Annotated in this window: 20 protein-coding genes; 3 read left to right on the top strand and 17 right to left on the bottom strand. The window is 50.9% G+C overall.

Annotated elements, in window-relative coordinates; all coding sequences use genetic code 11:
* The 8 genes from Q0Y46_RS12095 to Q0Y46_RS12130 all read right to left on the bottom strand — a co-directional run.
* Window positions 1-189, bottom strand: a 189-nt coding sequence (locus Q0Y46_RS12095; RefSeq protein WP_297947658.1) for a hypothetical protein, incomplete at its 3' end; no start/stop codon positions are given.
* A 171-nt stretch (window positions 190-360) separates the two neighbouring features.
* Complete coding sequence (locus tag Q0Y46_RS12100; protein WP_297947660.1) at window positions 361-2,433, bottom strand: FISUMP domain-containing protein; 2,073 nt, start codon at window positions 2,431-2,433, stop codon at window positions 361-363.
* 384 nt (window positions 2,434-2,817) lie between these two features.
* On the bottom strand, window positions 2,818-3,648 hold the full coding sequence (locus Q0Y46_RS12105) for an HAD family hydrolase (protein ID WP_297947662.1): 831 nt from the start codon (window positions 3,646-3,648) through the stop codon (window positions 2,818-2,820).
* Window positions 3,649-3,719: 71 nt separating this feature from the next.
* Window positions 3,720-3,941, bottom strand: coding sequence for a hypothetical protein (locus tag Q0Y46_RS12110; RefSeq protein ID WP_295678081.1), 222 nt, complete (start codon window positions 3,939-3,941; stop codon window positions 3,720-3,722).
* Entirely contained in the window at window positions 3,932-4,498 is a 567-nt protein-coding gene (locus Q0Y46_RS12115; RefSeq protein WP_297947663.1) for a DUF3990 domain-containing protein, read from the bottom strand. The genes Q0Y46_RS12110 and Q0Y46_RS12115 overlap by 10 nt, the downstream gene beginning before the upstream one ends.
* Complete coding sequence (locus tag Q0Y46_RS12120; RefSeq protein ID WP_295678077.1) at window positions 4,488-4,712, bottom strand: DUF3791 domain-containing protein; 225 nt, start codon at window positions 4,710-4,712, stop codon at window positions 4,488-4,490. Before Q0Y46_RS12120 ends, Q0Y46_RS12115 begins: the two co-directional genes overlap by 11 nt.
* 275 nt (window positions 4,713-4,987) lie before the next feature.
* Window positions 4,988-5,614: a hypothetical protein gene (locus Q0Y46_RS12125; protein ID WP_297947665.1), complete on the bottom strand. Its 627-nt coding sequence runs from the start codon at window positions 5,612-5,614 to the stop codon at window positions 4,988-4,990.
* A 323-nt stretch (window positions 5,615-5,937) separates the two neighbouring features.
* Window positions 5,938-6,171, bottom strand: a complete 234-nt coding sequence (locus tag Q0Y46_RS12130) for a hypothetical protein (protein ID WP_297947667.1) — start codon at window positions 6,169-6,171, stop codon at window positions 5,938-5,940.
* A gap of 108 nt (window positions 6,172-6,279) precedes the next feature.
* Here Q0Y46_RS12130 and Q0Y46_RS12135 point away from each other — a divergent pair, with 108 nt between their 5' ends.
* Window positions 6,280-6,744: a hypothetical protein gene (locus tag Q0Y46_RS12135; protein WP_297947669.1), complete on the top strand. Its 465-nt coding sequence runs from the start codon at window positions 6,280-6,282 to the stop codon at window positions 6,742-6,744.
* 30 nt (window positions 6,745-6,774) lie between these two features.
* Here Q0Y46_RS12135 and Q0Y46_RS12140 read toward each other — a convergent pair whose 3' ends face one another.
* Window positions 6,775-7,440 carry a LysE family translocator gene (locus Q0Y46_RS12140; RefSeq protein WP_297947671.1) on the bottom strand — a complete coding sequence of 222 codons (666 nt, stop codon included), beginning with the start codon at window positions 7,438-7,440 and terminating at the stop codon, window positions 6,775-6,777.
* Between the two features lie 2 nt (window positions 7,441-7,442).
* The gene (locus Q0Y46_RS12145; protein WP_290960879.1) at window positions 7,443-7,826 is read right to left on the bottom strand and encodes a hypothetical protein; all 384 of its coding nucleotides are present in this window, start codon (window positions 7,824-7,826) and stop codon (window positions 7,443-7,445) included.
* A gap of 165 nt (window positions 7,827-7,991) precedes the next feature.
* Here Q0Y46_RS12145 and Q0Y46_RS12150 point away from each other — a divergent pair, with 165 nt between their 5' ends.
* The gene (locus tag Q0Y46_RS12150; RefSeq protein WP_295678068.1) at window positions 7,992-9,140 is read left to right on the top strand and encodes a phospho-N-acetylmuramoyl-pentapeptide-transferase; all 1,149 of its coding nucleotides are present in this window, start codon (window positions 7,992-7,994) and stop codon (window positions 9,138-9,140) included.
* Window positions 9,141-9,612: 472 nt separating this feature from the next.
* On the opposite strand, the gene glyA is transcribed toward Q0Y46_RS12150, so the two are convergent.
* Entirely contained in the window at window positions 9,613-10,896 is a 1,284-nt protein-coding gene (gene glyA / locus Q0Y46_RS12155) for a serine hydroxymethyltransferase (protein WP_297947673.1), read from the bottom strand.
* Window positions 10,897-10,951: 55 nt separating this feature from the next.
* Between glyA and Q0Y46_RS12160 the strand changes: the two genes are divergently transcribed.
* On the top strand, window positions 10,952-11,725 hold the full coding sequence (locus Q0Y46_RS12160) for a tRNA threonylcarbamoyladenosine dehydratase (RefSeq protein WP_297947675.1): 774 nt from the start codon (window positions 10,952-10,954) through the stop codon (window positions 11,723-11,725).
* On the opposite strand, the gene Q0Y46_RS12165 is transcribed toward Q0Y46_RS12160, so the two are convergent.
* The 6 genes from Q0Y46_RS12165 to Q0Y46_RS12190 form a co-directional block, all read right to left on the bottom strand.
* Window positions 11,726-13,417 carry a right-handed parallel beta-helix repeat-containing protein gene (locus Q0Y46_RS12165; RefSeq protein ID WP_297947677.1) on the bottom strand — a complete coding sequence of 564 codons (1,692 nt, stop codon included), beginning with the start codon at window positions 13,415-13,417 and terminating at the stop codon, window positions 11,726-11,728.
* Entirely contained in the window at window positions 13,410-14,327 is a 918-nt protein-coding gene (locus tag Q0Y46_RS12170) for a TIGR02147 family protein (RefSeq protein WP_297947679.1), read from the bottom strand. Before Q0Y46_RS12170 ends, Q0Y46_RS12165 begins: the two co-directional genes overlap by 8 nt.
* 10 nt (window positions 14,328-14,337) lie before the next feature.
* Entirely contained in the window at window positions 14,338-16,026 is a 1,689-nt protein-coding gene (locus Q0Y46_RS12175) for a GDSL-type esterase/lipase family protein (protein WP_297947681.1), read from the bottom strand.
* Between the two features lie 127 nt (window positions 16,027-16,153).
* Window positions 16,154-18,013 (bottom strand): GDSL-type esterase/lipase family protein, encoded by a 1,860-nt coding sequence (locus tag Q0Y46_RS12180; protein WP_297947683.1) that lies wholly within the window; start codon window positions 18,011-18,013, stop codon window positions 16,154-16,156.
* Between the two features lie 30 nt (window positions 18,014-18,043).
* Window positions 18,044-21,139: a carbohydrate-binding protein gene (locus Q0Y46_RS12185; protein ID WP_297947685.1), complete on the bottom strand. Its 3,096-nt coding sequence runs from the start codon at window positions 21,137-21,139 to the stop codon at window positions 18,044-18,046.
* A gap of 53 nt (window positions 21,140-21,192) precedes the next feature.
* Window positions 21,193-23,397, bottom strand: coding sequence for a rhamnogalacturonan lyase (locus tag Q0Y46_RS12190; protein WP_297947687.1), 2,205 nt, complete (start codon window positions 23,395-23,397; stop codon window positions 21,193-21,195).
* Window positions 23,398-23,492 lie beyond the last annotated feature (95 nt).

Raw genomic sequence — 23,492 nt, forward strand, 5'->3', positions numbered from 1 at the left:
AGTTGAGTTATCCTCTATGAGGAGTAGCGAGAGTACAAGTAGACAGTAGGAAGTGGTTAGTGGTTGGTGGTTGGTGGTTAGGGAAAACTTGTCATTCGCAAGCGCATGACTCGTCGGCTCAGTCATGCCGAAACGCAAGCGTTTTGGCATGGCATTCGCCTTGGTTGTCATTGCGAATGGCGAAGCCATGAAGCAATCTCCGTTAGAGAATCTAGAGGTTAGAATCTAGGGGCTAGGGAGAAATATCACGGCTTCGCCGTCTTATATTGACGCACGAAGTGCGTGATTCTTATTCACTAGCCTCTAGCCTCTTATCTTTAGTCTCTATTCTCGAGCCTCGTGCCTCGCGCCTCACACCTTTCACTCTTTAACGCAGCGGATGGAGTAAGCTGTTTTTACATCCGAAGCCGAAGACAGGTCAATCGGCTTACTGCTTTCATCCAAGAACAAAGCATCGGGACGGCGTTTCAATGTATCGCTATACAGCCAGAAGGACGCACGGCCGCCACCGCCATTGACCTCCCAAGGCCACTTATTGCAATATTCTTCCGTCACGGTTGAAAATCCATCCAGTTCGAAGTATTTCAATCCTGCAGGAACTGCACCGAACCCAAGCATATTATTGCCCTGTTCATATTTCCATCCCTCGGTGGCCCTCAAAAGATCACCATCGTAATTGCAACCACCTAAATCATAGTGGGTCTGCCTCGTAAACGCAACAAGATGCTGAGCTTCTTCAAGAATGGGCAAACGCCAACCCGCAGGGCACGCCACCTTTGCTTCTGTCCAAGGGTACAAACGTCCCCAAGCATCACAGGAAGTCGTATCGCCACAATTGCAGAATGTCAGGCCACCCGGCACATCATATTTTAAGTTATCCACAAACCAAACCGTACCGTCAATATTTACAGTCCTATAGACGTTGCCATCGCGTTCATCCGTAACCAAGCCATACGCTCCAGAATAGGGCGTAGGCTTATCACACCCAACCGACGAATATATATAGGGAGACGGCTGCTGATTTTCACCATCCTTGAGACAACGGACGGGATACCCGGAATTATTATATCGATTTATTTCATAAACTTCTAGCCCAGCACTGTCGGCACCAATTACCATATAGATATTGCCAAACCAATCCCATTTGGTCGGCGAATCCGTCGAAGACCAGAAACGAACCTCGTCTTCTCCATTTGCAGGTTTTGCACCGAAACCATAAGCATCAAGACCATTCTTCCCACTGGGCCAGCCGCTTGTCGATTTCAGCATTTGTCCAGTAAAAGCTCCCTTGGCAAAATCATCCGCATTATCCAGGCCATTTACAAAAGCACTGAGCACATTCCATTCATAAGAACTCGGCACATGCCAACCATCAGGACAAATTCCCTGAATGGGCAATTCTGCAGAGCAAGAATTCCACATTCCATAATCATCACCCCATATCAGGCTATCCAAATAACAACCCGTAACCGGAGCATCAATCATCTCTTCATAAGTGTATGTCTCTTTGGAACCATAAGCCAAATTTTCAGCCATCCATACCCAGCCGCCAATATCAACGGTCTTATAGACATGCCCGTCGCGCGCATCTATAAGGGAATCAAACGTTCCCGTGTAGGTGTTCTCGGCACGATGAATTTGGAGGTCCAAGCCCTTTTTCCCTTCTCCTTGAATGCATCGAACAACATTCCCGAAAGCATATTCTTTCATCGAAGTAGAGAACTCGGCATGGGCATTATACTTTGACATGACAAGCGTTATAACATCGCCATAAGAACGCACATCAGAACTCAGAATTTCAACAAATCCATCCTTAGTAGAAGGCATCAGGTCGAATCCAAAACAATCCACCCCATTACCAACACCTTCCCACCCCATAGTCGATTTCAAATACTTGCCAGCATATTTGGGGCCACCGGCAAAATCGACCAAAGCTTGAAGATCATCGGCTGTCGGCAGGTGCCAGCCATCGGGACAAAGACCTTGAGCCGGCCGCGCAATAGGGCAATTACCAAAGGCAATTCCATCATAAACAAATAATTCGCCCGAATGACAGCCCGTCGCAACAGAATCAATCGCTTCAATCCAGGAATAAGCATAAGGATCCTCGTGATTGTAGTTTTTATACACCAAATTTTCGGCCATCCACACCTGATTTCCAATCGTTACAGTTCTATAAACATGGCCATCTCGAGAGTCAATAAATAGACCTAATTTTTTCGTAGACTCGGAGCATGCAAATCCTGGATCTTCGGAATTACCGACAGGAGTCCAAGAACTGGAAGAATTACGATTGAGCAGCGAGCGGGAACTAGAAGAAAGATTGGATGCAGAACAGGAAGATACATCGTCCAAATTCAAAGACAAAGTATTTTCATGACAAGCAGAAAGAACCGCCAGCAGAGACAATACGCATAAAAAATCCTTTTTCATTCCAGTCCTCCAAAGCAAACTATAAAGCAATATAATCAAAAAAAACAAATCTTAATAGATATTTTGAAGGCAAAAAAAAAGAAGTCTCATAGTTTATACAAGACCTTGTTTTTCACGACACTGTTAATGATACAAGATGTGCGGAACGTAACGAAAAATTAAAGCAGAGAGTGAGTAAGAAGTAGGAAGTGGTTAGGGATAGACGAGAGAAAAAAGTTGTCATTGCGAGGGGCGAATAGCCCTGAAGCAATCTCCGCGAGTCAGCTGTGAGGTCGGGGCTAAAGCCCTTTTGAGCTATGAGGTCGCGACCTTCGGTCGCTTTGTGGTATGAGGTATATAAACCTCACAGCTCATCGCTCACTGCTCATTACTCTTGCCTCTCCGCTATTCCCCGACAAACTTTTCAATCACCTCGGCGATTGCCGAATGATTGTTGTCGTTTGCAGTCACATAATCGGCTGCCGCCTTTGCCACCGGCGAGGCATTCGCCACAGCGACGCCGACACCCGCCGCCTCGATCATGGGGCAATCGTTCTCCTCGTCGCCCACAGCAATCGTATCTTCAAGCGGGACCTTGTAATACTCGGCCATGAACCGCACCGCATCGCCCTTGTTGCTCTGCATGTGCGAAAACTCGAGCATTTCCGGCTTGCTGAACACGTCAAAGAGCTTGCCCGCTGTCGTCTTGCGCATCTCGGCTCGGAAATCCACAAGGCTCGAATGGTCAAACGGCGTAATGATATTCACCTTGATGGGCGGCTTCACCACCACATTGATAAACTCGCCGTAGTATTCGCGGATATCCTTCACGACAACGTAATCCATCTTCATCAGGCGGCAATACGTCTTGAGCTGTTCCGTTTCGTATTCCGAAACCACAAAGTCGCCCGAATACGTGTGCGCATGCATACCGTAGCGGTGCGCCGCATCCATGATGAATTTCACCTCGTCAACAGGAATATACCGCGTGAGAATCGCGTTCTCGGTCGCATAATCGTAAATCAACCCGCCGTTGAAACTCACCAAGAAAAAGCCCGGCTTGTCGAAGCCGTACTTTTGCGCCAGTTGCTTTGCGCTCGTGAGCGGGCGCCCCGTGCAAAGCACCAACTTGTGCCCGCGAGAAAGCATGCCCTCGATAGCGGCCATATCCGCATCAAGGATGCGCTTGTCATCAGTCAGGAGTGTTCCGTCCAGGTCGGTAAAAAGGAGTTTCATCAAGCCCAAATTTAGAAAACGATTTGCTCTACTAACTATAAAAAAAAAATGAGAGCCAAGAACGATAGACTCTAGCCGCCCTGCATTTCTTTCTTGTACATTTCTTCTATGTACGCGGGCCCTTCGCACCAGAGTTTTTGCTCTTCGTCATAAAGCTGGCGTGCCGTGCGAGAACTCAAGAATTCCGGCATCAATTCCGTCGCAGAGCGTCCCTGCTCGTGAGCAAGGTCCATCACCACCATAGAAATCAACATGTCTATGGCCGCATCAATCCGCTCCCGTGTCACAGCCATACACATTCCTCTTTCTGGAAACCGAGGCAAAGGAGCGACTCATTTGTTCTAAAGCAATATTGATTTTTGAGCCTTTCTGGAATTAAAAGGGAAATACACAAATCGTCCGCTTCTTTAGAGCCAACCGTACCATAAGCGCCAAGCATGTAGGCGGCAATGGTCAAGTTCGTCGCATCATTGGCTATTTTGCCACCAATGATATCATACCTTTGGCATTCCTGAACAATATCTTCGAATGACGACTTTCGCCTATGCCCTACCACACAGTGGAGCCAAGACGTATCGGCGACAGGAAAAATTTTCTCACGGATTTCGCCGTTCCTGTTAAAAATAAACGACGACACAACACCAGATTTTTGATCGACGCTTACCTTCCCGCCATCAAGAGCGTGACGAAGGCTTATCTTCGCAAATGACCTCGCCTGCTCAATATCCGTAGTCAGATAAAAGCCCTGTCCGAAGTCCTTGTACTTGGCACATTTTGCAAGATCAGGTTCATGGACAGCACAATAACTACCATGATAGAGGACCGTTCCGTCAACTAGTTCAGCGACCAATGACTGCCCCCTTTGTCTCGAGGTATTGGCGGACATCATCCAGGACCGCAAAATCCCCTTCAATATGGAAAAGGTCCCAGAACTTTTCGATATAGGTGTATACACCATATTTCTGGAACAAGGCATTGACCGCCTGCATGGTCAGGCACCATTCCTGCGTCGCCAACCTGACAAGCCTCGCCTGCATAAAGGTTATTTGAGTTTCCTTTCCCATATTATGAGCATAATATAGATTGATTGTATGGAAAAATCAAGCGACACCTCGCTTGAGGCCCATTTTTCGGCTTATTTCTATTACACACTAAACTAGGAGAAGGCAAGCCAAAACGTCAAGAATCCATCCGTTTTTTTCCGCACAAAACCGTTTGCGAAGCCGCATATATAAAGGTATATTCAGAAAGTACATCTTATAGTGACCCTTTATGAGCCGCAGAAAAAACAAAAAAAGACCTGGCGAACCAGGTCTCTTCACATTTCTGTTCTACAAGATTACTTCTTCTGGAGCGGAGTATCCTTGATGAGTTCTTCGACAAGATTTTCAACGTTCTTGTCCCAGTCACCCTTCGTCATGGCAAAGCCGAGACCGACGCGAGCCTTGAAGGTACCGCTGGTCACGACCTGCTTTTCAGCAGCCTTGGCATAGGAGTATTCGCCGGAATACTGGAGGTAGGTCCTGGTTTCAGCGCTGGTCGGGCCAGTCATCTTCGTTTCGGAGATGCGATCCACTTCGAAGTTGCTGATAGTAAGGACGAGACCGTCGAGACCTTCAACTTCGTCAAACTTGGGAGACGGAATGGAGAATTCCTTCTTGCCGAGCTTGGTCACGGCGAAATTGAAAGCGCCAGCTTCCTTCTGTTCGAACTTGGCGGTAACGCCAGCCTGCTTCTGGAATTCTTCGCCCATTCTCTTTTCCATCCAGCCGGAGAAATTGTCGGCATATTCAGGAAGGTCGTCAGTGACATCGCTGCCATTCTTGACGAGAGGTTGAGTGTAAAGAACAGTCACAGAAGTAGCCGGTTCAGTCCAAGACGGGGCAACATTCTTCAAACCGGCCTTGGCACAACCGAAAAACATAAATGTGGAAGCGCAAAGAGCGAGAGTGATTAGTTTTTTCATTTTTTCCTCCAAGGAAAATAAGGAAGTGTGGTGGTTATTGCTGCGAGCAATAATAACAAAACATATCTTTAAAAAACGATTCTGACGGCTAAAGTTTGTAAATTTAAATTTACTCACAAACAAGAATCTTTTCATACAACAGCCAGCTTCTTATATATTTCTTTCATTTTTACGTCATAAACTAAAGACAAATCGCCGTAACATAAGGAATAACAAGGAGTTCCAAGATTCCGCTAATCAACGCTACATCACGAACAATGCAAGTATATCAGAAAGTATATCCTATAGAGGCTTTCCATGAACTGAGGAAAAACACCTTGCCCCTAGCCTACTTTCCATTCTTCTGTGATTGCGCAGAAGAATTCTTTACTCCAGAGGGATAACTTATCGCTATCGGCGATGAACGGGCGGACATCGCGCTTCGCCTCGTCGAAATCGACGGAGTTGAAACGCTCGTTTAGCAATTCTTTGAGTTTCGCGAAGGTCAAAGTTTCTGCGGATTTCCAGTGTCCCGTTTTTCTGATTTTTTCCGTACCAAATCGCTTGCGAAGCCGCATAAATAAAGGTATATTCAGAAAGTATATCTTATAGAAGCTCTTTATGAACCGAAGAAAAACAAAAAAGATGCCATGGGTTATTCAAGCTGATATAGGAATTTTGTACTAATGAGTAAATTTATGATTTGCCTTTTTATGGTCACGATTTCGTTTGCCGAAGAATGCGAACACTCTATACAATCCGAAAAAAAATGGATAATCCCCCAGTTAGATGAATCAAAATGCGACGGAGAGTATTTTTTTCGAAATGGTGCGGGGTACATCGTCACATTTTGCATAGAAGACATTAAAAAAGAATGCATATCACAACAAAAAAAGTTATCAATTAACTCTTGCGATATTACAGAAGAGAATTTGTACACGGATTTTTTGAATAATGAGAAATCACATAAGGTACTATTCAATTTGTTAAAGACGGGGCATTTTTCACTTACTAAAGATGAAAAGAAACTAAAAAAGGCTTTTTGGGCAAAATACAAAATGCATTGTCATCATGGAGGAACTATTGGAGAAGGTGTTTTTTCGGAGGATAATGTTTTTTTATACGAGCAAGTCCTGGATATAATTTGGTAAAAATGATTATTGGGCTTGCCTATGAGATGATTACATCACGAACAACGCGATAGCGAGGAGCACGAATACGCAGCCGCTGAACCAGTTGAGGTTGCGGTTTGCCTTGGGGCTATTGAGCAAGAAGTTCTTGACCGTTCCCGCCAAAAGGGCTATGGAGCCGAACACGATGAAGGTCGCCACGACGAATTCCACGCCGAGAATAGCCATCTGGAGCGACGGGCTCAGGGCAGAATCCATCCGGACCGCAGGCGGGATGAACGAAAGCGCAAAAAGAACGGCCTTCGGGTTCGTGAGGTTCATGATGATGCCGCGCAAGTAAAGTTTGCGGAACGACAAGCCGGAGGATTCTCCCCCCTCTCGTCTCTCGTCTAAACCAACTTCTCGCTCGTCTCTCGTCTCTCGTCTCTCGTCTAACTTCACCACTCCCGCACGGACCTGGAAGCTCTTGTACGCCAAATACAGCAGGTAGGCGGCCCCGCAGCACTGCAACACAAAGAACGCCACCGGACTCGCCGCGATCAATGCGGAAACGCCCACAATCAAGAGCGTCGTCTGCACGGCAATCCCGGTGCAAAGCCCACAAATCACGCAAATGCCGGCGCGCGTCCCGTGAGTCGCGCTCTGCGCAAGCACGAACAAGTTGTCCGGCCCCGGCGCGATGGCGACAACTAAAGCGGCAATAAAAAATTCAAACATATTTACAGGCTTTTCAAGAAGCTATCCGCATCCATCTCATCCAGGCTCTTTTGCAGCTGGGCCAACGTTTCGTCCGAGATAGAGGGCAAGTGGGGCGCGTTACGTTCCGAGGCGCGCTCGTTGGAGGCATCCACCATCTTTTTCAGCGAATCCGCGACATCGCTCACCGAATCGCCATGCTTCATGACGACGTTCAGGACCTTTGTCAGGCGTTTGCGCAAGTGTTCGAATTCGTCCCGGTCCAGTTCCGAGATTTCTCCGTGGAAATACATCAGCGGGACATTGCACCTTGCACAAGGGAATATCATCATGTTCGAGATATCACCGTCGAACTGGACGTTGAAGGAAGCTCCGCAATGGGGACAGCCGATATGCATTTCACTCATGTCCAAAATGTAGAAATTTTCGCCAGCGCAAGCCAAAAGCCACGGATTATTTTATCTTTCCCACGTCCAACCTGCTTTTTGTGCGCCCATTCTGATTTTTTGCATTTTTCACCCGTTTTAGCCAAGTTACACACCTAAAAACACCTTCGCCCTCCACCGAATACCATGCTTTGCCGTTGGCTCTATCACGTAACCAGTCTTGAACTTTTCGACGGACGACTTTTCCGCGCCGGTTCCGCCGCGATGCTTTCCATCATCCTCGTCCTCTTCTTCATGCCCAAGTACATCCGCCTGCTGCAGAGAATCGACGCGACGAGCGACTTCGACAAGGACGGCAAGACAAAATCCCCCCCGATCATGGGCGGGCTGCTCCTGGTGGTCGTGGTCGAGATTGTCTCGCTGCTCGTGTGCAACATGAACGGCTATACCATATCTACGCTGGTCATCTTGCTCCTGTTCAGCACTGTGGGCGCCATCGACGATATCGCGAAAGTCCGTGCCAAGCGCCTCATCAACCAAGGCCGCATCAAGGCGGCCGACTACATGGACAAGGCCGACGGCATCTCCAGCACACTCAGACTCTTCCTCTACTTTCTGTTCAGCTTTGTCGTCGCCATTTTCTGCTACAAGTTCATCCCCGAACTCAAGGGCGACCTGACTATTCCGTTCTGCCCCATCGACGTGTTCCAGATCCACCTTCCCAACTGGATTTTTGTCGGATTCATGACATTCGTCATCGCCGCCTCCGCGAACGGAACGAACTTCACGGACGGCCTCGACAGCCTCGTCTCGGTGCCCATCCTCACCAGTATGGTGTTTGTCGGGCTTGTCGCCTACGTGAGCGGAAACTTTATCTTCAGCCAGTACCTGAGCGTGCCGTACCTGCCCGGTTGCGACGAACTGTTCCCGCTCGCCACGTCCATCGCGGGCGCACTGCTGGCGTACCTGTGGTTCAACAGCCCACCCGCCGAAATCTACATGGGTGACGCGGGCTCCGTCGGATTCGGCGCCACCATCGGCATCATGTTCATCCTGGTGCAGGCAGGGCTATTCCTCCCCATCGTGTGCATCATCATCATCGCCGAAGCCTGCTCCGTATTGTTGCAGATAAGCTGGTTCAAATTCACCAAGAAGACGACAGGCACCGGCAAGCGCATATTCCTGTGCGCACCGCTCCACCACCATTACCAAAAGAAATGGGATGGCAAGTTCCCGAGCAAGCCGCTGATGAATTCCAAGATCGTTTGGCGCATGCACCTGGTGAGCATCTTCGCGCTCATCTTCAGCATGGTCGTGTTCTTCGGAATTAGGTAAATAGACTCGAGGCCCGAGCCTCACAGCTCACTGCTCATTGCTCATAGCTATTTAGTCCTTGATGCAGCGAACGCTATAAGCATCTCTTGGTACAAGAGTTGGTCTCACGTGCGTATAGTAATCTCCAACATCAAAGCTAATAACATACGCACCATTAGAAGAATTATCTTTTTGAGTATAAGGCGTTGAACTCAAAAAGACAGCATGAAAGGTAAAGCGACAAAAGCATTTTTTTTCATAGATAACTCCACCCATACCGACCATTATAAATACAACCAACTTTTTTAACATATTAATTTTTCAACGGTTTCGCAAATACATAAAAAAAGCGGCCCGCCTACGCGAACCACTTTTTCAATATCTTGCGCCAAAGGCGCCATTATTTAGCTCAGAGCATTCCGAAGGAATGCGGCCTCACAGCTCAAAGGCCGAAGGCCGACCTCACAGCTACAAGTAATTTTGCTCTGCAAAATTACTTGTACAGCGGGTGCTTCTTGCAGAGAGCCACGATTTCTTCGCGGATCTTGGCGAGAGCGGCATCGTCGTCCTTAGCCTTCACGCAGCGGTCGATGATGCGAGCCACTTCGCGGGAGTCTTCTTCGTCGAAGCCACGAGTCGTGATAGCGGCAGTACCGAGACGGACACCGGACGGATCCATCGGCTTGCGCGGATCGAACGGAATCGTAGAGCGGCTGCAGGAGATGCCGACCTTTTCCATGGCCACTTCGGCTTCCTTACCGGAAACACCCTTAGAGGTCATGTCCACCACGATGAGGTGGTTGTCGGTGCCATCGCTGATGACCTTGTAGCCGAGCTTCTGCATTTCAGCGCACATGGCCTGAGCGTTCTTGATAACGTTCTTTGCATAGACCTGGAATTCCGGCTGGAGAGCTTCGAGGAATGCAACAGCCTTACCGGCGTTGATGTGGTCATGCGGACCACCCTGCATGCCCGGGAACACGCCCTTGTCGATTTCCTTGGCCAAAGAAACTTCCTTGAGTTCGCCCTTCACCATCTTCTGGATGGTGCGGTCCTTGCACATGATGATAGCGGAACGCGGGCCACGGAGAGTCTTGTGGGTCGTGGTCGTCACGATGTCGAAGTACGGCACCGGAGAATCGATAGCCTTACCGGCAATGAGGCCAGCGACGTGAGAAATGTCAGCCATAGTGAGGGCGCCGACTTCGTCAGCGATTTCCTTGAAGCGCTTCCAGTCGAGGTTACGGCTGTAGGCGGAGAAACCGGCGAGGATCATCTTCGGCTTTTCGCGGAGGGCGATTTCGCGGACCTTGTCCATGTCGATGCGGCCAGTTTCCTTATCGACTTCGTACTGCACGAAGTTGTAGAGCATACCGGAGAAGTTCACCGGATGGCCGTGAGAAAGGTGTCCACCGTGGTCGAGCTTGAGGCCGAGGACCTTGTCGCCCGGTTTGAGGACGGCGAAGTACACGGCAGCGTTGGCCGGAGAACCGGAAAGCGGCTGGATGTTCACGTGGTCGCAACCAAAGAGCTTCTTGCAACGTTCGATGGCGAGAGCTTCCATCTTGTCGATCACTTCGTTACCACCATAGTAGCGCTTGCCAACGTAGCCTTCACTATACTTGTTGGTCAGCACGGAGCCCATGGCTTCCATGACGGCCTTTGAGGTGTAGTTTTCAGAAGCGATGAGCTCGATGCCGTATTCCTGGCGTTCGGCTTCTTCCTGAATGATGTTGTAGATTTCCGGATCGGTCTGTTGCAGTGTAGATTTGAGCATTTAGCTACTCCTTTATTTGTACGGCGCAAATATAGCATTTTCTATCTTTATTCACATGCCCGAATTTAACGACGAAGACATTTTCAACAGAACGAGGCTCCTAGTGGGGTCCGAGAGGCTCCAGAAGTTCCATGACACGCGAGTCATCTTGTTTGGCGTGGGCGGCGTGGGCAGTTGGTGCGCCGAAAGTCTGATCCGTTCAGGTATCGGGCACCTGACCATCGTGGATTCGGACACGGTGAATGTCACTAACATCAATCGCCAGCTCATGGCCACCACACAGACGGTCGGACTGCCCAAGGTAGAAGTACTCCGCGAAAGGTTGCTCGCCATCAACCCCCGTGCAGAAATCACCGCAATCCAAGATATTTACCAGGAATCGAACAACGACAACTTCAAGCTCGGCGAATACGACGTGATTATCGACGCCATCGACAGCCTCGAAAGCAAGATGCAGCTGTTGGTGCATGCCACCAGGACCCGCGCCAAAGTCTACTCGTCGATGGGTGCCGCCCTGAAGATGGACCCAACGCGCATCAAGGTCGCCGAATTCTGGAAAGTCGAAGGGTGCCCGCTCGCCCGCGCCCTCCGCGACAAGTTCAAAAAGAAAAAGCTCCGCACGCAAAAGAAAGTCAAGTGCGTCTACAGCGATGAACTCCTGAAAAACCTCGGTGCCGAAGAACTCGCAAACAACACCGATGGTGCAGCCGTCGGAGCCTCCCCTGCCGAATTCCGCAAGGTGGTCACAAACGGCACCATGGCACATGCCACCGCTATTTTTGGATTTACGCTTGCAGGCCTTGTAATGCAAGACCTGTACAACGCCTAATTACCGCGGCCCGCTCTGCTTCTTGACCTTCAAGGCAAGTTCTACATCGGCCAAATCGATTTCGTACTTGTAATCGGGCTTGTAATTACGGGCATTCCCTTCTAGGTTTTCGCCGCCAGCTACAAGCCAGTTCGATTTCATCTTGGCAAAACCCACACTCGTATCGACGGGAGCACCGTCTTCATCATAGAAGGTGTAAAGTTCCACTGGTTTTTCGGTATCGAAGATGTTCTTTTCGATATAGCACTTGGCCGAATCGGAACATTCAACGCCAGCTTCGCTCACATCGGCAAAAAAGTTGTTGTAAGCGTGAAGTTCTCCGCCATGCGCACGGATTCCCTTTCCGGCAAGCCCTGCAAAATAGCTGTGATGCACGGTAAGTTTCTGGTCCGGTTCCTTCACGATATCGGCAGTGAGCCCGAACAGGATTCCCGTCTGCGCATTTTCGAAACGAGACCAAGAAACAGTCACATTGTGCGAGCCGCGCTTCACGTCGAATTCTACAAGCGGATATTCTTCGAAGGTGCAGTGGTCCACCCACACATGGTGCGTCCCGTTATGGATAGAAAGCGCACGTCTGGATGTCGTGTCCAACGCCGTAATCGCAGGAGCAGTAAAGGTCAGGTTCTCAAAAATCAGGTTGCTAGAAACTTCCGTCAGCACACCCATGCCGGTAATGCGGATATCGCGGCCACGGCCGTCAATCGTCTTGTCTTTCTTGAGGCGGAGCGGAGCCTGCAAGTTGTAAGTCCCGCTCTTTTTGAATAGCACCCACGTGGGGCCTTCCCTGTAGGCACATTCGCGCAACGAGCCCGGAGCTATTTCTGCTTTTGTCACCGCATTGCCCAAAGAATCGACGTCTGTAGTGTCTTCGACGATGATATAGTCTTCCGTCGTCGTCACGATGCAGATTTCGCCTTCGGCCTTGGTGATTTCGCCCAAGCTATCGGTAACGCCAGCCGCGCCAAGCGTTCCAGCCGCATAGCCATCTATTTGAGAAAGCAGGGCTTCATGTTCGCCCCAATCCTTCCCGGGGTATTCGCTTGCAGCCGATTTCTGCGACTTGATAACATTGATACCCGAAGCCGAATCGGAACAATCCACATAAAGCGTGTCCCCGGTAGCCGACTCGACTTTGGCGGAATACGTTTCTGAGGGGTCCCCGATTTGGACATCAAAAGTCCCTGCCGGGAGCGAATCAATCACAAAATGCCCCGTACTGTCGGGAACTACATAACGGTCAAGGCCGGCTACACGGATTACAGGGGATGTTTCGCCAAGCAAAACGAACCCTTCGATAGACGAAAGTTCACCCAATTCAATCGTATCCACCTTGGAATCATCATTTTTTGAATCCAGGGCAACATATTGAACAGCGCCCGTCGCCAAGGAACCATCGACATGGCGGGCTTCCACCGTGTAAGAACCGGGCTCCGCCTCCATTTTTATAAAGCCATCTGCATCTGATTCTTTCCATTCGGCGGGAGAACTCCCGTCGCTGAGAAAATCTCCAGGAAGCACGCGCACGCGGGCATACGCTGCGGCACTCCCATCGGAGAGCCGCACACGGAAAGCCATCGTAGACTCGGCTTCCGTGCCGCCTGCAGTCTCGGGCCCTTCGCTACTGGAACACGAGACAAGGAACGCCGCCGCGAGCGACACGGGCAACAAAAACCATATTCCCTTATTCATCGTCCGTTGCCTCCCCCGCCTTCTCGGTGTCGGCAGCCTGAGCAAGTTCCTGCCCGCGAATCCGGCGTTTGCGCCCGCGCCGCTGCGGCGGTGGATACGGGTCCGAAAGCGGGAAAAGTTGCATCCCCAGCTGGAACACGCGATTGGGCTTTTCACACTGCGCAACCTTTGCAAGAATCTCACGGCGGAAACGGCGAACCATTTCGACCAATTCGCTATACGTTGTCTCGTCGCAGGCAAATGCAAGTGTCGAAAGATTGCGTTCTTCCTTGTCGAAACGGTCCATCGCCGTCTGGGCTACATCCAGATTCTGCTGGATGTACGAATTGACTGCAGTGCTGTATGATTCCGAACCGCTCGAAATCAACCCCTGAGTCTGTACATAAGAACCTGTCGCCTCGTCTTTGCGGATCATGGAAAGGCGTTCGAGCAATGCAATGGAGCTCTTCACCTGGCTTGCCGTAATCGGCGGGCGCACCATGAGCCCGAGCGCGGCATCGTCGCCCACGTACGGGTAAAAAGTCACAAGTTCACGAACAACCGCATGGTACCAGTGATCAAAATATTCAAACTGGTCCTTCGCCACGTTTTCGACCTTACATTCCTTAGTCGCCACGAGTTTTTCAAGATACTGACGGCTTTCGGAATGGGTCTTGGCCTGGTTAAAGGCCACCATGTCGGCAAAATATGACTTTTCGCGGGAGTCGTTACAAAAAATATCGGCAAAAACGGAAACCAGGCGAGCTGTCAGATTGCGCTTGCCCTGCAAAATCTTGTTGAACATCGATGCGTCGAAACCGGCACGTTCGGCAATGTAGCGGTGGCTAAAACGCCAATCGCCCTTGTGACGTTCCTCGTAGGCATCGCGCAAAAATTCGCGGTAGTTCAAATATTCAAAAAGATTGACCATAGTTCAAAAATCAGCGGGAGTAAAAACGGGGGAATAATTGCCGACGGCGCGCCATATCCGAATCGGGAACCTTGCGGCCAAGGGCATTGAAAGTCTTCTTTGGAGCAGGGTTCACAGAAAATTCGCGTACAGGAACAATACGTGTCGTTTCTTGAGAATCGTTCGCCACCTTCGCGGGCTTGCATCCGGTGCGGTACACGCCCTTGATGTCGAAAGCGATCATATCGATGTTCGGGCCGCCGTCATTTGTGGTGGAGGCAATCGTCATCTGGAAATCCAAAGCATCCACCCAGACATCCTCTATATAGACGGTATCCCACTTGTCCCAGGAGCCCGTCGGCGGGAAGGCGACATCGTAAGTGCCCTTGTCAATCGTGATTTTCATGTCGCGGTTGGATGTTCCGGCAAAGGCATAGCGCACCATGACGCGGGCGTTGGAGGCCGACTGGTCGGAAGTCAAGTTATAAACGGCCTTGCTCGTCGCGGTATTCGAAATGTTATAGAATCCATGGCCCGTATACCCCTCGTGGTCCTTGTCGGTCGAACCGTCGCTCACCTCGGGGCTGGACATGTCTATCGGGGAACGCCAAGCCGTATCGGCCACGCCCGTAAAGCAGAGCGCCGTATCAATAGAGGCCGACGAACCGGGTTCTTCCGAGCTTGAAGAAGTCGGATTTTCCCCACTAGAGCCTTCCTCACCGTGATCGACCTTCTGGCATTCCGAACCGCCCTTGAACATCGCCGTGTAGGTAATATCGCGGGCCTTCGTCTTGAAGCCGTAATATATCTGCTTGGTCGAAACCTCGTTGCAATCGTCATCGACCCACTTTTCAAATGTCTGGCCGTTGGGCGTCACGCGGAGCGTCATCGGAGCGCCCGCCGGGAAGTACTGCGTCTGCGTAATGAGACCTTTATAATTCGAAAGGTTCGTCTGCACTTTGATGGTGTAGCGCGGCTTGATGGCGGAGACAAGCGTCGTGAGGGCAGCCTTCGCCTCGTCGGAGAGGTTCGTATTGTTCTTGAGGTTATCCTCGAGTTCTTCGCAAATCAGCTGGGCATGGCCCATGGAGCCCATCTCCTGGAAGTGCGTCGTACCGTCGTTCACACCGTCCGGGTAATTCGGGTATTCGCCCTTCTCCAACTTTTTGTACAGGTAACGCGTCACGTAATCTGGGATATTCTTGTACGTCGTATTGTACAGGTTATACGCCTTCATGTTCAAATCGACAAAAGGAATCTTGCTGTTCGTCGCAATCTTTTGCATCATGCCACGGGCATCGTAGTTATTGGCCCCCGTCGAAAAGACATTGCGGCTTCCGTTCAGGTTCATAGGAGAAACCAGGATGACATTCACACCCTTTTTCTTACCCTCATCGACAAACTTCTGGATGTAGCCGGGAAAATCCTCGGGCGGCACGTAACGGGCTTCCTTGCTGTAATCACGGTCGTTATGGCCGAACTGCACCAAAAGGTAGTCCCCCTTCTGCGCAGCTTTGAGGATTCCGTCCAAGCGGCCTTCTTCGATGAAGTTCTTGGAACTGCGCCCACCGAGAGCCGCATTGTTCACCTTGACGCGGGCTCCATCAAAGAAATACCCGAGGACCTGCCCCCAACCCGTCTGCGGGTAGGCGGAGTCCTTGTAAGTCTGGACCGTCGAATCGCCAGCCACGTGAATAGTGAAACTCGTGGAATCACTCACCGCGACCCCAGCGAAAATTAATGCAAAAAGAAAGAATTTAAACGCTCTATTCATGATAAGTGGTTAGTGGTTGGTGGTTAGTGGTTAGGGATTCAAGCACTCAGGCCTCGAGCCTGGAGCCTCGAGCCTATTTCACCTTTGCATACATTCCATTAAATTTCACATTCCCCTGTTTCACGACAACACGGTAGAGACCGGCCGCGCCGACGGTGGAAGCCAAGTCCAGCGTTCCCGACCCGACAATCTTGCGGGCGACAATTCGACCCTGCATGTCGAAAATGCTTACCTGTGCTGGCCCATTGCCAGCCAAAATCAAGTCGTTCCCGCGTATGCGAACCGCAGGTTGCCCAACCCCGCCCCGGGTCGCAATCTTCGTAATATCGCTGGAATCTTCGCAAGATTCATCACCCATGCGGCACACGCCGGCAAAGCTGAAGCCGAACGCGTCGATATTCGGGGCACCATCGGAGGTCGTCGACATGAACTTGAGTTCCGCCTCGCCCTGCGGCGCGTCGAGCACCACGTAAGCCGTGTCCCAGGTATCCCAGGAACCGGTCGGCGGGGCCTTCAGGTAATAATCGTGGTCCAGATAGGCATTGAACGTACGGTCGGCATTTCCACCGTTCGCATAGCGCACGGCAAGCGTCACATAGCCCGCTGCCGGGAACTTCAGCTTGTAAGATGCAAACGACGTGTTGGAATTCTCCATGTTGTAGAACCCTTTGCCGATAAATCCGGTCCAGTTGTTCTCGGTATTACCGACACCGCTGTCCGGATTGCTCGCATCGATGAACCTCTTGATATCCTTGTCGACCGGCACTGAAATCTCTTCACTCCCTTCGGGAGGAGTGTAGGGGACAAAGGTCACATCGTCCAAATTCTTGGGAGTCGTCGTCGGGAATGCCGTCAGTGCGGCACCGTCACCCGTGTACTTCTCGGCTGTACCGCCCTCGTAAACAGCCGTGTACTGCGTCGAGGCTTTGCCCATCTTGAACGTATAGATATACGCAGACTTCACTTCGGAGCGGCTCGATGCGCCGACCTTGTTGCCGTTTCCGTCGTACCAGCCAAGGAATTTTTTTCCATTTTTCGGGATCGTCTTGAGCAAAACAGTCATGCCCTGCGGATAATACGCACTGATAGATGTCGCCTCGGCAGAACCTTCCGGAGAGACCTTCACATCGACCTGGTACATGGGAGCCATGTACTCGCCGAGCTTTTTCACGACCGTATCCGAGTGGGCTCGCATCTGCTCGGTTATGATTCGTCCGTAAGCGTTCGCACCGTTCATCTGCAAATGCACCTGATCGGACTGGTCGGCCCCCAAATTCGAATATTCCGCCTTTGTGGAGAAATTGTAAACAAACTGCTGGGCATATTTTTCGCCCACAGAAATCATGTAGTTCGCAACCATCTCGCTCATGTCGATGAAAGGGACATTCAAGTCTTTGGCTAGTTGCTGGTTAAGCGCCGGGTAACCACGATAGCTGTTATGGATTTGCGTCGGGGAATCGAAGATACAACGGCGAATCGGGCTCATGATGATAGGATTCGCCCCCTTGGCACGAACATCATCGACCATCTTTTTCATGTTGGACTTGTAAAAATCCTCGGTACTGTAATTGATGTCGTTAATCCCGAACTGGATAACCACGTAATCGCCGGGCTGCAGCTTTTCGGCAATGCAGTTACCGTTGGAACAGCCCTTCTTGAAGAACATGTCATAGTAGCCGACAGCAATGCCACCGTTCTTGTCTTTACCGCCACCACCCAGCGACATGCCGCCCTGACCACGATTTACGACCTTCGCCTTGTCAAACCAGAAATGAAAATCCTGGCCCTGCCCCTGCTTGGGGTAGTAGCCCTCGTTCCAATCCTGCATGGTGGAATCGCCACACATATATATAGTCACCTCCGCCCAGACAATCGAAGACACGACTATCGAGGCGAGGACGGCAGTTTGACATATTTTGTTCAAGAGGGGCATAAAAAGTGGTTAGTGGTTGGTGGTTAGTGGTTAAGGATTGACAAAGAGGGATTTCTGCATCAGTTTTCCGTCGCGCTTCACCTTCACGATATACGTTCCACCCGGCAACACGCCCCGTTCGAGCGCAATTACGCCCTCACCTGCAGACGCATTACCAGAAACTGCGGCTCGCATTGAACCCGTAGCATCGTAGAAGAGCACTTCGACAAAACCAGGAACAGAAGTGAAAAGAGTACCTGTCGACGGACGATAGTAGAAACTTCCACCAATTTGCACAACCGGGAGGGCATCCGAATTTTTATTGCTCTTATAAAGTTCCACACCGGCAATATCAAACAAGAACGCATCCACATCTGCGCCGCTGGTCTTTGACATCGACTTGAGCGTAATGGTGTTCTTGCCTTTTTTCAACTTGATGTCTATGTCGTACGTATTCCACATAGACCAGCCACCCGTCGGGCCCATCTCGACCGTCCCGACTTCTTTGCCGTTCACAACAAGTTTCATTTCACGGGAGGTACTATCACCATTAGCGTAGCGCACCGACATCGTCGTCGCGGATTCGCTAGCAGACTTGACCAACCATGTTCCATAACTCGACTTCGAATTCTTGAAGTCAAAGTAGCCATTTCCAATATAGCCCTTGGACTCTTTTCCCGTCGAGCCTTCGCCTTCATCCGGAATGGCCGCATCCACAATGGAAGATGCGTTCACGACCACCTTGGAAGAATCCTTCTTGTCCGGATTCGTCTTTGTGGAATCCTTCTTGTCCGGATTCGTTTTTGTGGAATCCGTCTTCGACGTATCCGGCTTGGGGGCTTCCTTCACGACAATTTCGCCCTTGACCGTTGCATTTGCAGCCTTGCTGCCCTCGGTCTTTATCGTGAACTTGAACGTACCCGTCTTTTTCGGCGTACCGGAAATCCAAACAGTCTGCTTCGCCGAATCGACCTTGGCAGAAACTCCCGACGGGAGACCATCCACCTTGACCCCAGTGCAGAACAGGAACTCGTAACCGATAGCCTTTATCGAATCGCCCAAAGTAACGGTCTGCTTTTCTTTCGCACCTTCCATCTTGGAAAGGATTGCATCAGGATACACGGTAAATGCGCTGTCGCCCACGGTATACACGCTAGGTTGCATCAACTTCTTGACCATGTCGGGCAGATAGTAGCTCGTATGCGGGGGCTGGTTGTAGCCCGTATTCTGCCATGCAACAGCAGTCCTATAAACGGCATCGTGCATCAGCGTGTAAAGGCGGTACGGAGTCGTCACCGGAGTAGAGATGATATAGATTTTGGACGGATCGTTCTCGGTGCGAAGGATCAGTTCTTCGCGCCAGTCTCCAAAGAGATCCGCAACGAGGAGCGGAGTATTCTTGGTGCCGTTGCATCCAGAAAGCCCAAGCGCCGCAGTTCCATCAAAATAGTGCGGCATTGACTGATTTGGCACATCCGGTTTATACACGATGGCTCCGTCAAGCAATTCATCCTGCAAGTCTCCATCGAAGTATATGCGGAAATTAATCGGATAGCCTAAAGTGTCTTCATTTTCATAGAGATAATGAGTGAAATACAAAGTAGTGTCCGCTAGCTTAACCGTGTCATATACGACACCAACGGTATCACGGGTATAATATATGGGATCGTCAATATAATTTCCTTTCGCCGAACGAATCGCTCGGCCCTTCGAAGACCACATCTCAAGTCCACGGTACGTAGAATCAATATCGGCAGCCAAACCACGACCATTATCTATACCCCCCTGCAAGGTCCCCCAAAGGACCTTACCATTGGCATCACGCAGTTCATCCATATATGGGGTCTGATACCAATACTCATGAACACCCCAGAATTCAAGCCCCGGATTGTCCGGATCAATATCGGCAAGATGTCCGGCATCCCCGTGACCAAAGCCGGTAGAGTAACGAACCGTTCCGTCATGATTCAAAGCCGCAGCACCATAAACAATTTCGTCAAAGCCATCGCCATCCAGGTCGCCCACAAAAATATTGTGGTTGCCCTGAGCGTAAAGGCCTTCGCCCGGAGTTTCGGACTTATGGAACCAGCGTTGCTTCAGGTCCTTGCCGTCAAAATCATAGGCAACGACGTAAGCCGCCGTATAATAGCCACGGGCAATGATGGCACTCGGATGGATGCCATCCAGGTATGCCGTTGCCGCAAGGAAGCGGTCACAACGGTTTCCATAATTGTCGCCCCACGTAGTCCCCCCAACGGAATCCGCCGGGCCAAACTTCCTGGCATCGCGCGACGGGAGATACTCAATCGTCGTGATTTCTGCGCCATCAATTCCACGAAACACCGTCAAGTATTCCGGACCAGAGACGATTCGGCCCGCAGAGTCGAGATAATTCTTGCTAGAATCACCTATAACCTTCCCCTTTCCATCAATCGTGCCGTCCGCGGTCTTGACAATCATTTCTGCCTTGCCGTCACCATCGTAGTCGTAGACCTGGAACTGCGTATAATGCGGACCCGACCGTATATTCCAGCCCATATTGATACGCCACAGTTTAGTCCCATCGAGTTTGTAGGCGTCAATCAAGGTCGGGCTGGTAAAGCCATCCATCACAGGGTCTTTGAAATTCGACGGCTCCCATTCCAGAACCAGTTCATATTGGCCGTCACCGTCCAGATCGGCGACACTCATGTCGCTGGCCCAATAAGTACAGGTGTCTCCAGCCATGGACTTAGGACAAGCCGGAGCATCCACATTCAGCACCTTGTACGGGAAAGACTGCCCCCCAGAAGAAACGGTCGAATCCATAACGAAAGACACAGCCTTCTTTTCGCCTTCTGAACTGTCCACGACAGCCGAGACCGTGTACTTGGACGTAATCTTCCCATCCTTGTCCAAGTAGTTGGTCCCGTCCGTCTTGCCGATCGTGGCAATTTTGGTGCCGTCACGGTAAAGGTTGAATTCCGTATCAGATTTTTCAGTGCCTAGGAGCCTCCACGAAACGAGCATCCCGGACTTCCCGACATTCGCGACAACAAGCCCTCGGTCCAAAGCCTCCATCTGGCGAGGCAGAGCGAAAGACTGGAGCGGAAGAGCGAGGACTATAGCCACAACCGCAAGAAAACCAAGACAAGGATGTTTTGCCATAATTTCTCCTGACTTTTGATGGTTATTTGCCAAACATCCCCTTTTCAAAAATACTATTTCGTAAACGAAACGACTTTCCTTCCGACGAAAACTCCGTCCACATCGACCGTCACAGCAAAAACGCCTTCTGGGAGCACATCGCGGCCAAACATCTTGGACATTTCCCCGGCCTTGACATTCCGGGAGGCACTCATGACTTCACGCCCTTGCAGGTCCATAATCCGCACACGCGCAAGGCCAGCCTTGTTCACGCGCAGCGCCCCATCGACAAAGGCGAAGCCGTCTGCCTTACGCATATTTTTTAGGTCAGGACGCACCACCAACGGGACTTCGGCCGTATCGCCGCCAATTATTGTCACGTCCGGCTTTTTCAAATCCTTGACCGCGTCGGGCAAGTAGTAACCCAAGTGAGGCGGTTGGTTGTACGCCACGTTCTGCCAGGCAATCGAAACGCGGTAATGGGTATCGTGCATCAGCGTATAAACACGGTAAGGCGTAGTAAACGGTGTCGTAAAGATAATGACCTTCGAAGGGTCGGAAGCGGAGCGCACGATGAATTCCTCGCGCCAGTCGCCAAAGAGGTCGGCCACGAGGCAGGGGTTCGCCTTGGTCCAGTTATTGAGCGAAGCGCCTTCTACATTGTAGAAGCTGAAAAGGCGGTCCACAGTCTTCTTGCCGGAATTGTACTTGTCAATCTTTCCGCCAGTGGCGCCACCGTTTTCCACTGTCGGGCTACCGGTGCCGTCCATCAGTTCGTCCTGCAGGTCTCCATCAAAGTAGATGCGGAAATTCTGCGAGAGGCCCGTCGTGGTGACGACCTTCCCCTTGACGGAGCGGGCGCCCTTGCTGGTGCCGGACCACATTTCGAAACCGCGATTCGTGGAATCGATATCGGCAGCCATGCCACGACCGTTGTCAACATTTCCGGCCTCGGTCTGGGTCGTTCCCCAGATGACCTTGCCGTCCTTGTCACGGAATTCTTCGCTATACTTATTTTGTTTGTCTTCGTGGACATCGTAAAGTTCAAGACCCGGATTGTCCGGATCCATGTCCGAGAGGTGCATGGCGTCGCCGTGACCGAACCCGGTGCGGTAAAGGAGCGTGCCGTCGGACTTGAGGGCAGCCGCGCCAAAGACAATCTCGTCTTTGCCGTCGCCATCGAGGTCGCCCACAGAAAGGTTGTGGTTGCCTTCGCCATAAAGCCCCTGGCCGGACTTGTCGGAAGTATGCTTCCAGCGTTCCTTGAGATTCTTGCCATCGAAATCGTAAGCGACAAGGTAGGCCATCGTGTAGTAGCCACGGTTCATGATGACACTCGGATGCTCGCCATCGAGGTAAGCAACCGCAGCAAGATAGCGTTCACTCCTGTTCCCGTAAGTATCGCCCCACGACTTTGAAATATCGATCTTGGGCCAATAATCAATCGTGGTCACCTCCTCGCCCGTATTCCCCTTGAACACGGTCAAGAATTCGTTCCCGCTCATGATGCGGCCTGCAGAGGTCCTGTAATCCTTGCTTGCATCGCCAATGACTTTGCCCTTGCCGTCAACCGTGCCGTCGGAAGTCTTCATCACGATTTCGGCAATCCCGTCGCCATCGAGGTCGTAGACCATGAACTGCGTGTAGTGCGCACCGGCGCGGATGTTCTTGCCGAGGTCGATTCTCCAGAGGCGGGTGCCGTCCAGCTTCATGCCGTCGACAAAGACCGAGCCCGTATAGCCGTCTTTCGAGTTGTCCTGCGCATTGCTCGGGTCCCATTTGAGGACAAGGTCAAGTTGGCCGTCGCCATCGAGGTCACCCACGCTCATGTCGTTCGGGGTATAAGTGCAGGTGGAGCCGTCGGGCATCGTCTGTGATTTCGGAACATCGAGCTTTAAAACCTTGTAGGGGAAATTGACGTTGCCTTCCTTTTTCGCATCGGTAAAGACGATTTCGGCCTTCGATTGCTTCCGTTCGGTACCGCCCACGACAGCAGCGACAGCATATTCGCTCTTTGTGGATCCCTCGGCATCGGCATAGAATGTCGGGTCGTTAGGGCCAATTGTCGCTATTTTGTTTCCATCGCGATAAAGATTGAACTCCGTGGCCGGGTCATCGGAGGCAAGCAAGCGCCAGCCAACCACCACTCCAGACGAAGTCGCCGCCACAGAAAGACCACGAGTCAAGCCCTCGACCTGGCGCATTCCGGCAAAAGACATCGAAAAACAGCCGAAAAGTAGCGAAAAAGCACCTACCGACGCAACAAATCTCATTCCCATTCATAGCCTCCGAAAAAATTGAGCGGCATACCAATTTTATGAATTTAATATATATTTTTTCAAAAAAAAGTCTACATTTCCAATTGTATTTTTTT

This window comes from uncultured Fibrobacter sp. (genome assembly GCF_947305105.1).
Taxonomy (GTDB): Bacteria; Fibrobacterota; Fibrobacteria; order Fibrobacterales; family Fibrobacteraceae; genus Fibrobacter.

Excerpts from the sequence above, each read along its gene's own strand:
- Q0Y46_RS12100 (WP_297947660.1), bottom strand. The coding sequence starts at position 2,433 with ATGAAAAAGGATTTTTTATGCGTATTGTCTCTGCTGGCGGTTCTTTCT.
- Q0Y46_RS12105 (WP_297947662.1), bottom strand. The coding sequence starts at position 3,648 with ATGAAACTCCTTTTTACCGACCTGGACGGAACACTCCTGACTGATGAC.
- Q0Y46_RS12110 (WP_295678081.1), bottom strand. The coding sequence starts at position 3,941 with ATGGCTGTGACACGGGAGCGGATTGATGCGGCCATAGACATGTTGATT.
- Q0Y46_RS12120 (WP_295678077.1), bottom strand. The coding sequence starts at position 4,712 with ATGGGAAAGGAAACTCAAATAACCTTTATGCAGGCGAGGCTTGTCAGG.
- Q0Y46_RS12125 (WP_297947665.1), bottom strand. The coding sequence starts at position 5,614 with ATGAAAAAACTAATCACTCTCGCTCTTTGCGCTTCCACATTTATGTTT.
- Q0Y46_RS12130 (WP_297947667.1), bottom strand. The coding sequence starts at position 6,171 with ATGCGGCTTCGCAAGCGATTTGGTACGGAAAAAATCAGAAAAACGGGA.
- Q0Y46_RS12135 (WP_297947669.1), top strand. The coding sequence starts at position 6,280 with ATGAGTAAATTTATGATTTGCCTTTTTATGGTCACGATTTCGTTTGCC.
- Q0Y46_RS12140 (WP_297947671.1), bottom strand. The coding sequence starts at position 7,440 with ATGTTTGAATTTTTTATTGCCGCTTTAGTTGTCGCCATCGCGCCGGGG.
- Q0Y46_RS12145 (WP_290960879.1), bottom strand. The coding sequence starts at position 7,826 with ATGAGTGAAATGCATATCGGCTGTCCCCATTGCGGAGCTTCCTTCAAC.
- Q0Y46_RS12150 (WP_295678068.1), top strand. The coding sequence starts at position 7,992 with ATGCTTTGCCGTTGGCTCTATCACGTAACCAGTCTTGAACTTTTCGAC.
- glyA (WP_297947673.1), bottom strand. The coding sequence starts at position 10,896 with ATGCTCAAATCTACACTGCAACAGACCGATCCGGAAATCTACAACATC.
- Q0Y46_RS12160 (WP_297947675.1), top strand. The coding sequence starts at position 10,952 with ATGCCCGAATTTAACGACGAAGACATTTTCAACAGAACGAGGCTCCTA.
- Q0Y46_RS12165 (WP_297947677.1), bottom strand. The coding sequence starts at position 13,417 with ATGAATAAGGGAATATGGTTTTTGTTGCCCGTGTCGCTCGCGGCGGCG.
- Q0Y46_RS12170 (WP_297947679.1), bottom strand. The coding sequence starts at position 14,327 with ATGGTCAATCTTTTTGAATATTTGAACTACCGCGAATTTTTGCGCGAT.
- Q0Y46_RS12180 (WP_297947683.1), bottom strand. The coding sequence starts at position 18,013 with ATGCCCCTCTTGAACAAAATATGTCAAACTGCCGTCCTCGCCTCGATA.
- Q0Y46_RS12185 (WP_297947685.1), bottom strand. The coding sequence starts at position 21,139 with ATGGCAAAACATCCTTGTCTTGGTTTTCTTGCGGTTGTGGCTATAGTC.
- Q0Y46_RS12190 (WP_297947687.1), bottom strand. The coding sequence starts at position 23,397 with ATGGGAATGAGATTTGTTGCGTCGGTAGGTGCTTTTTCGCTACTTTTC.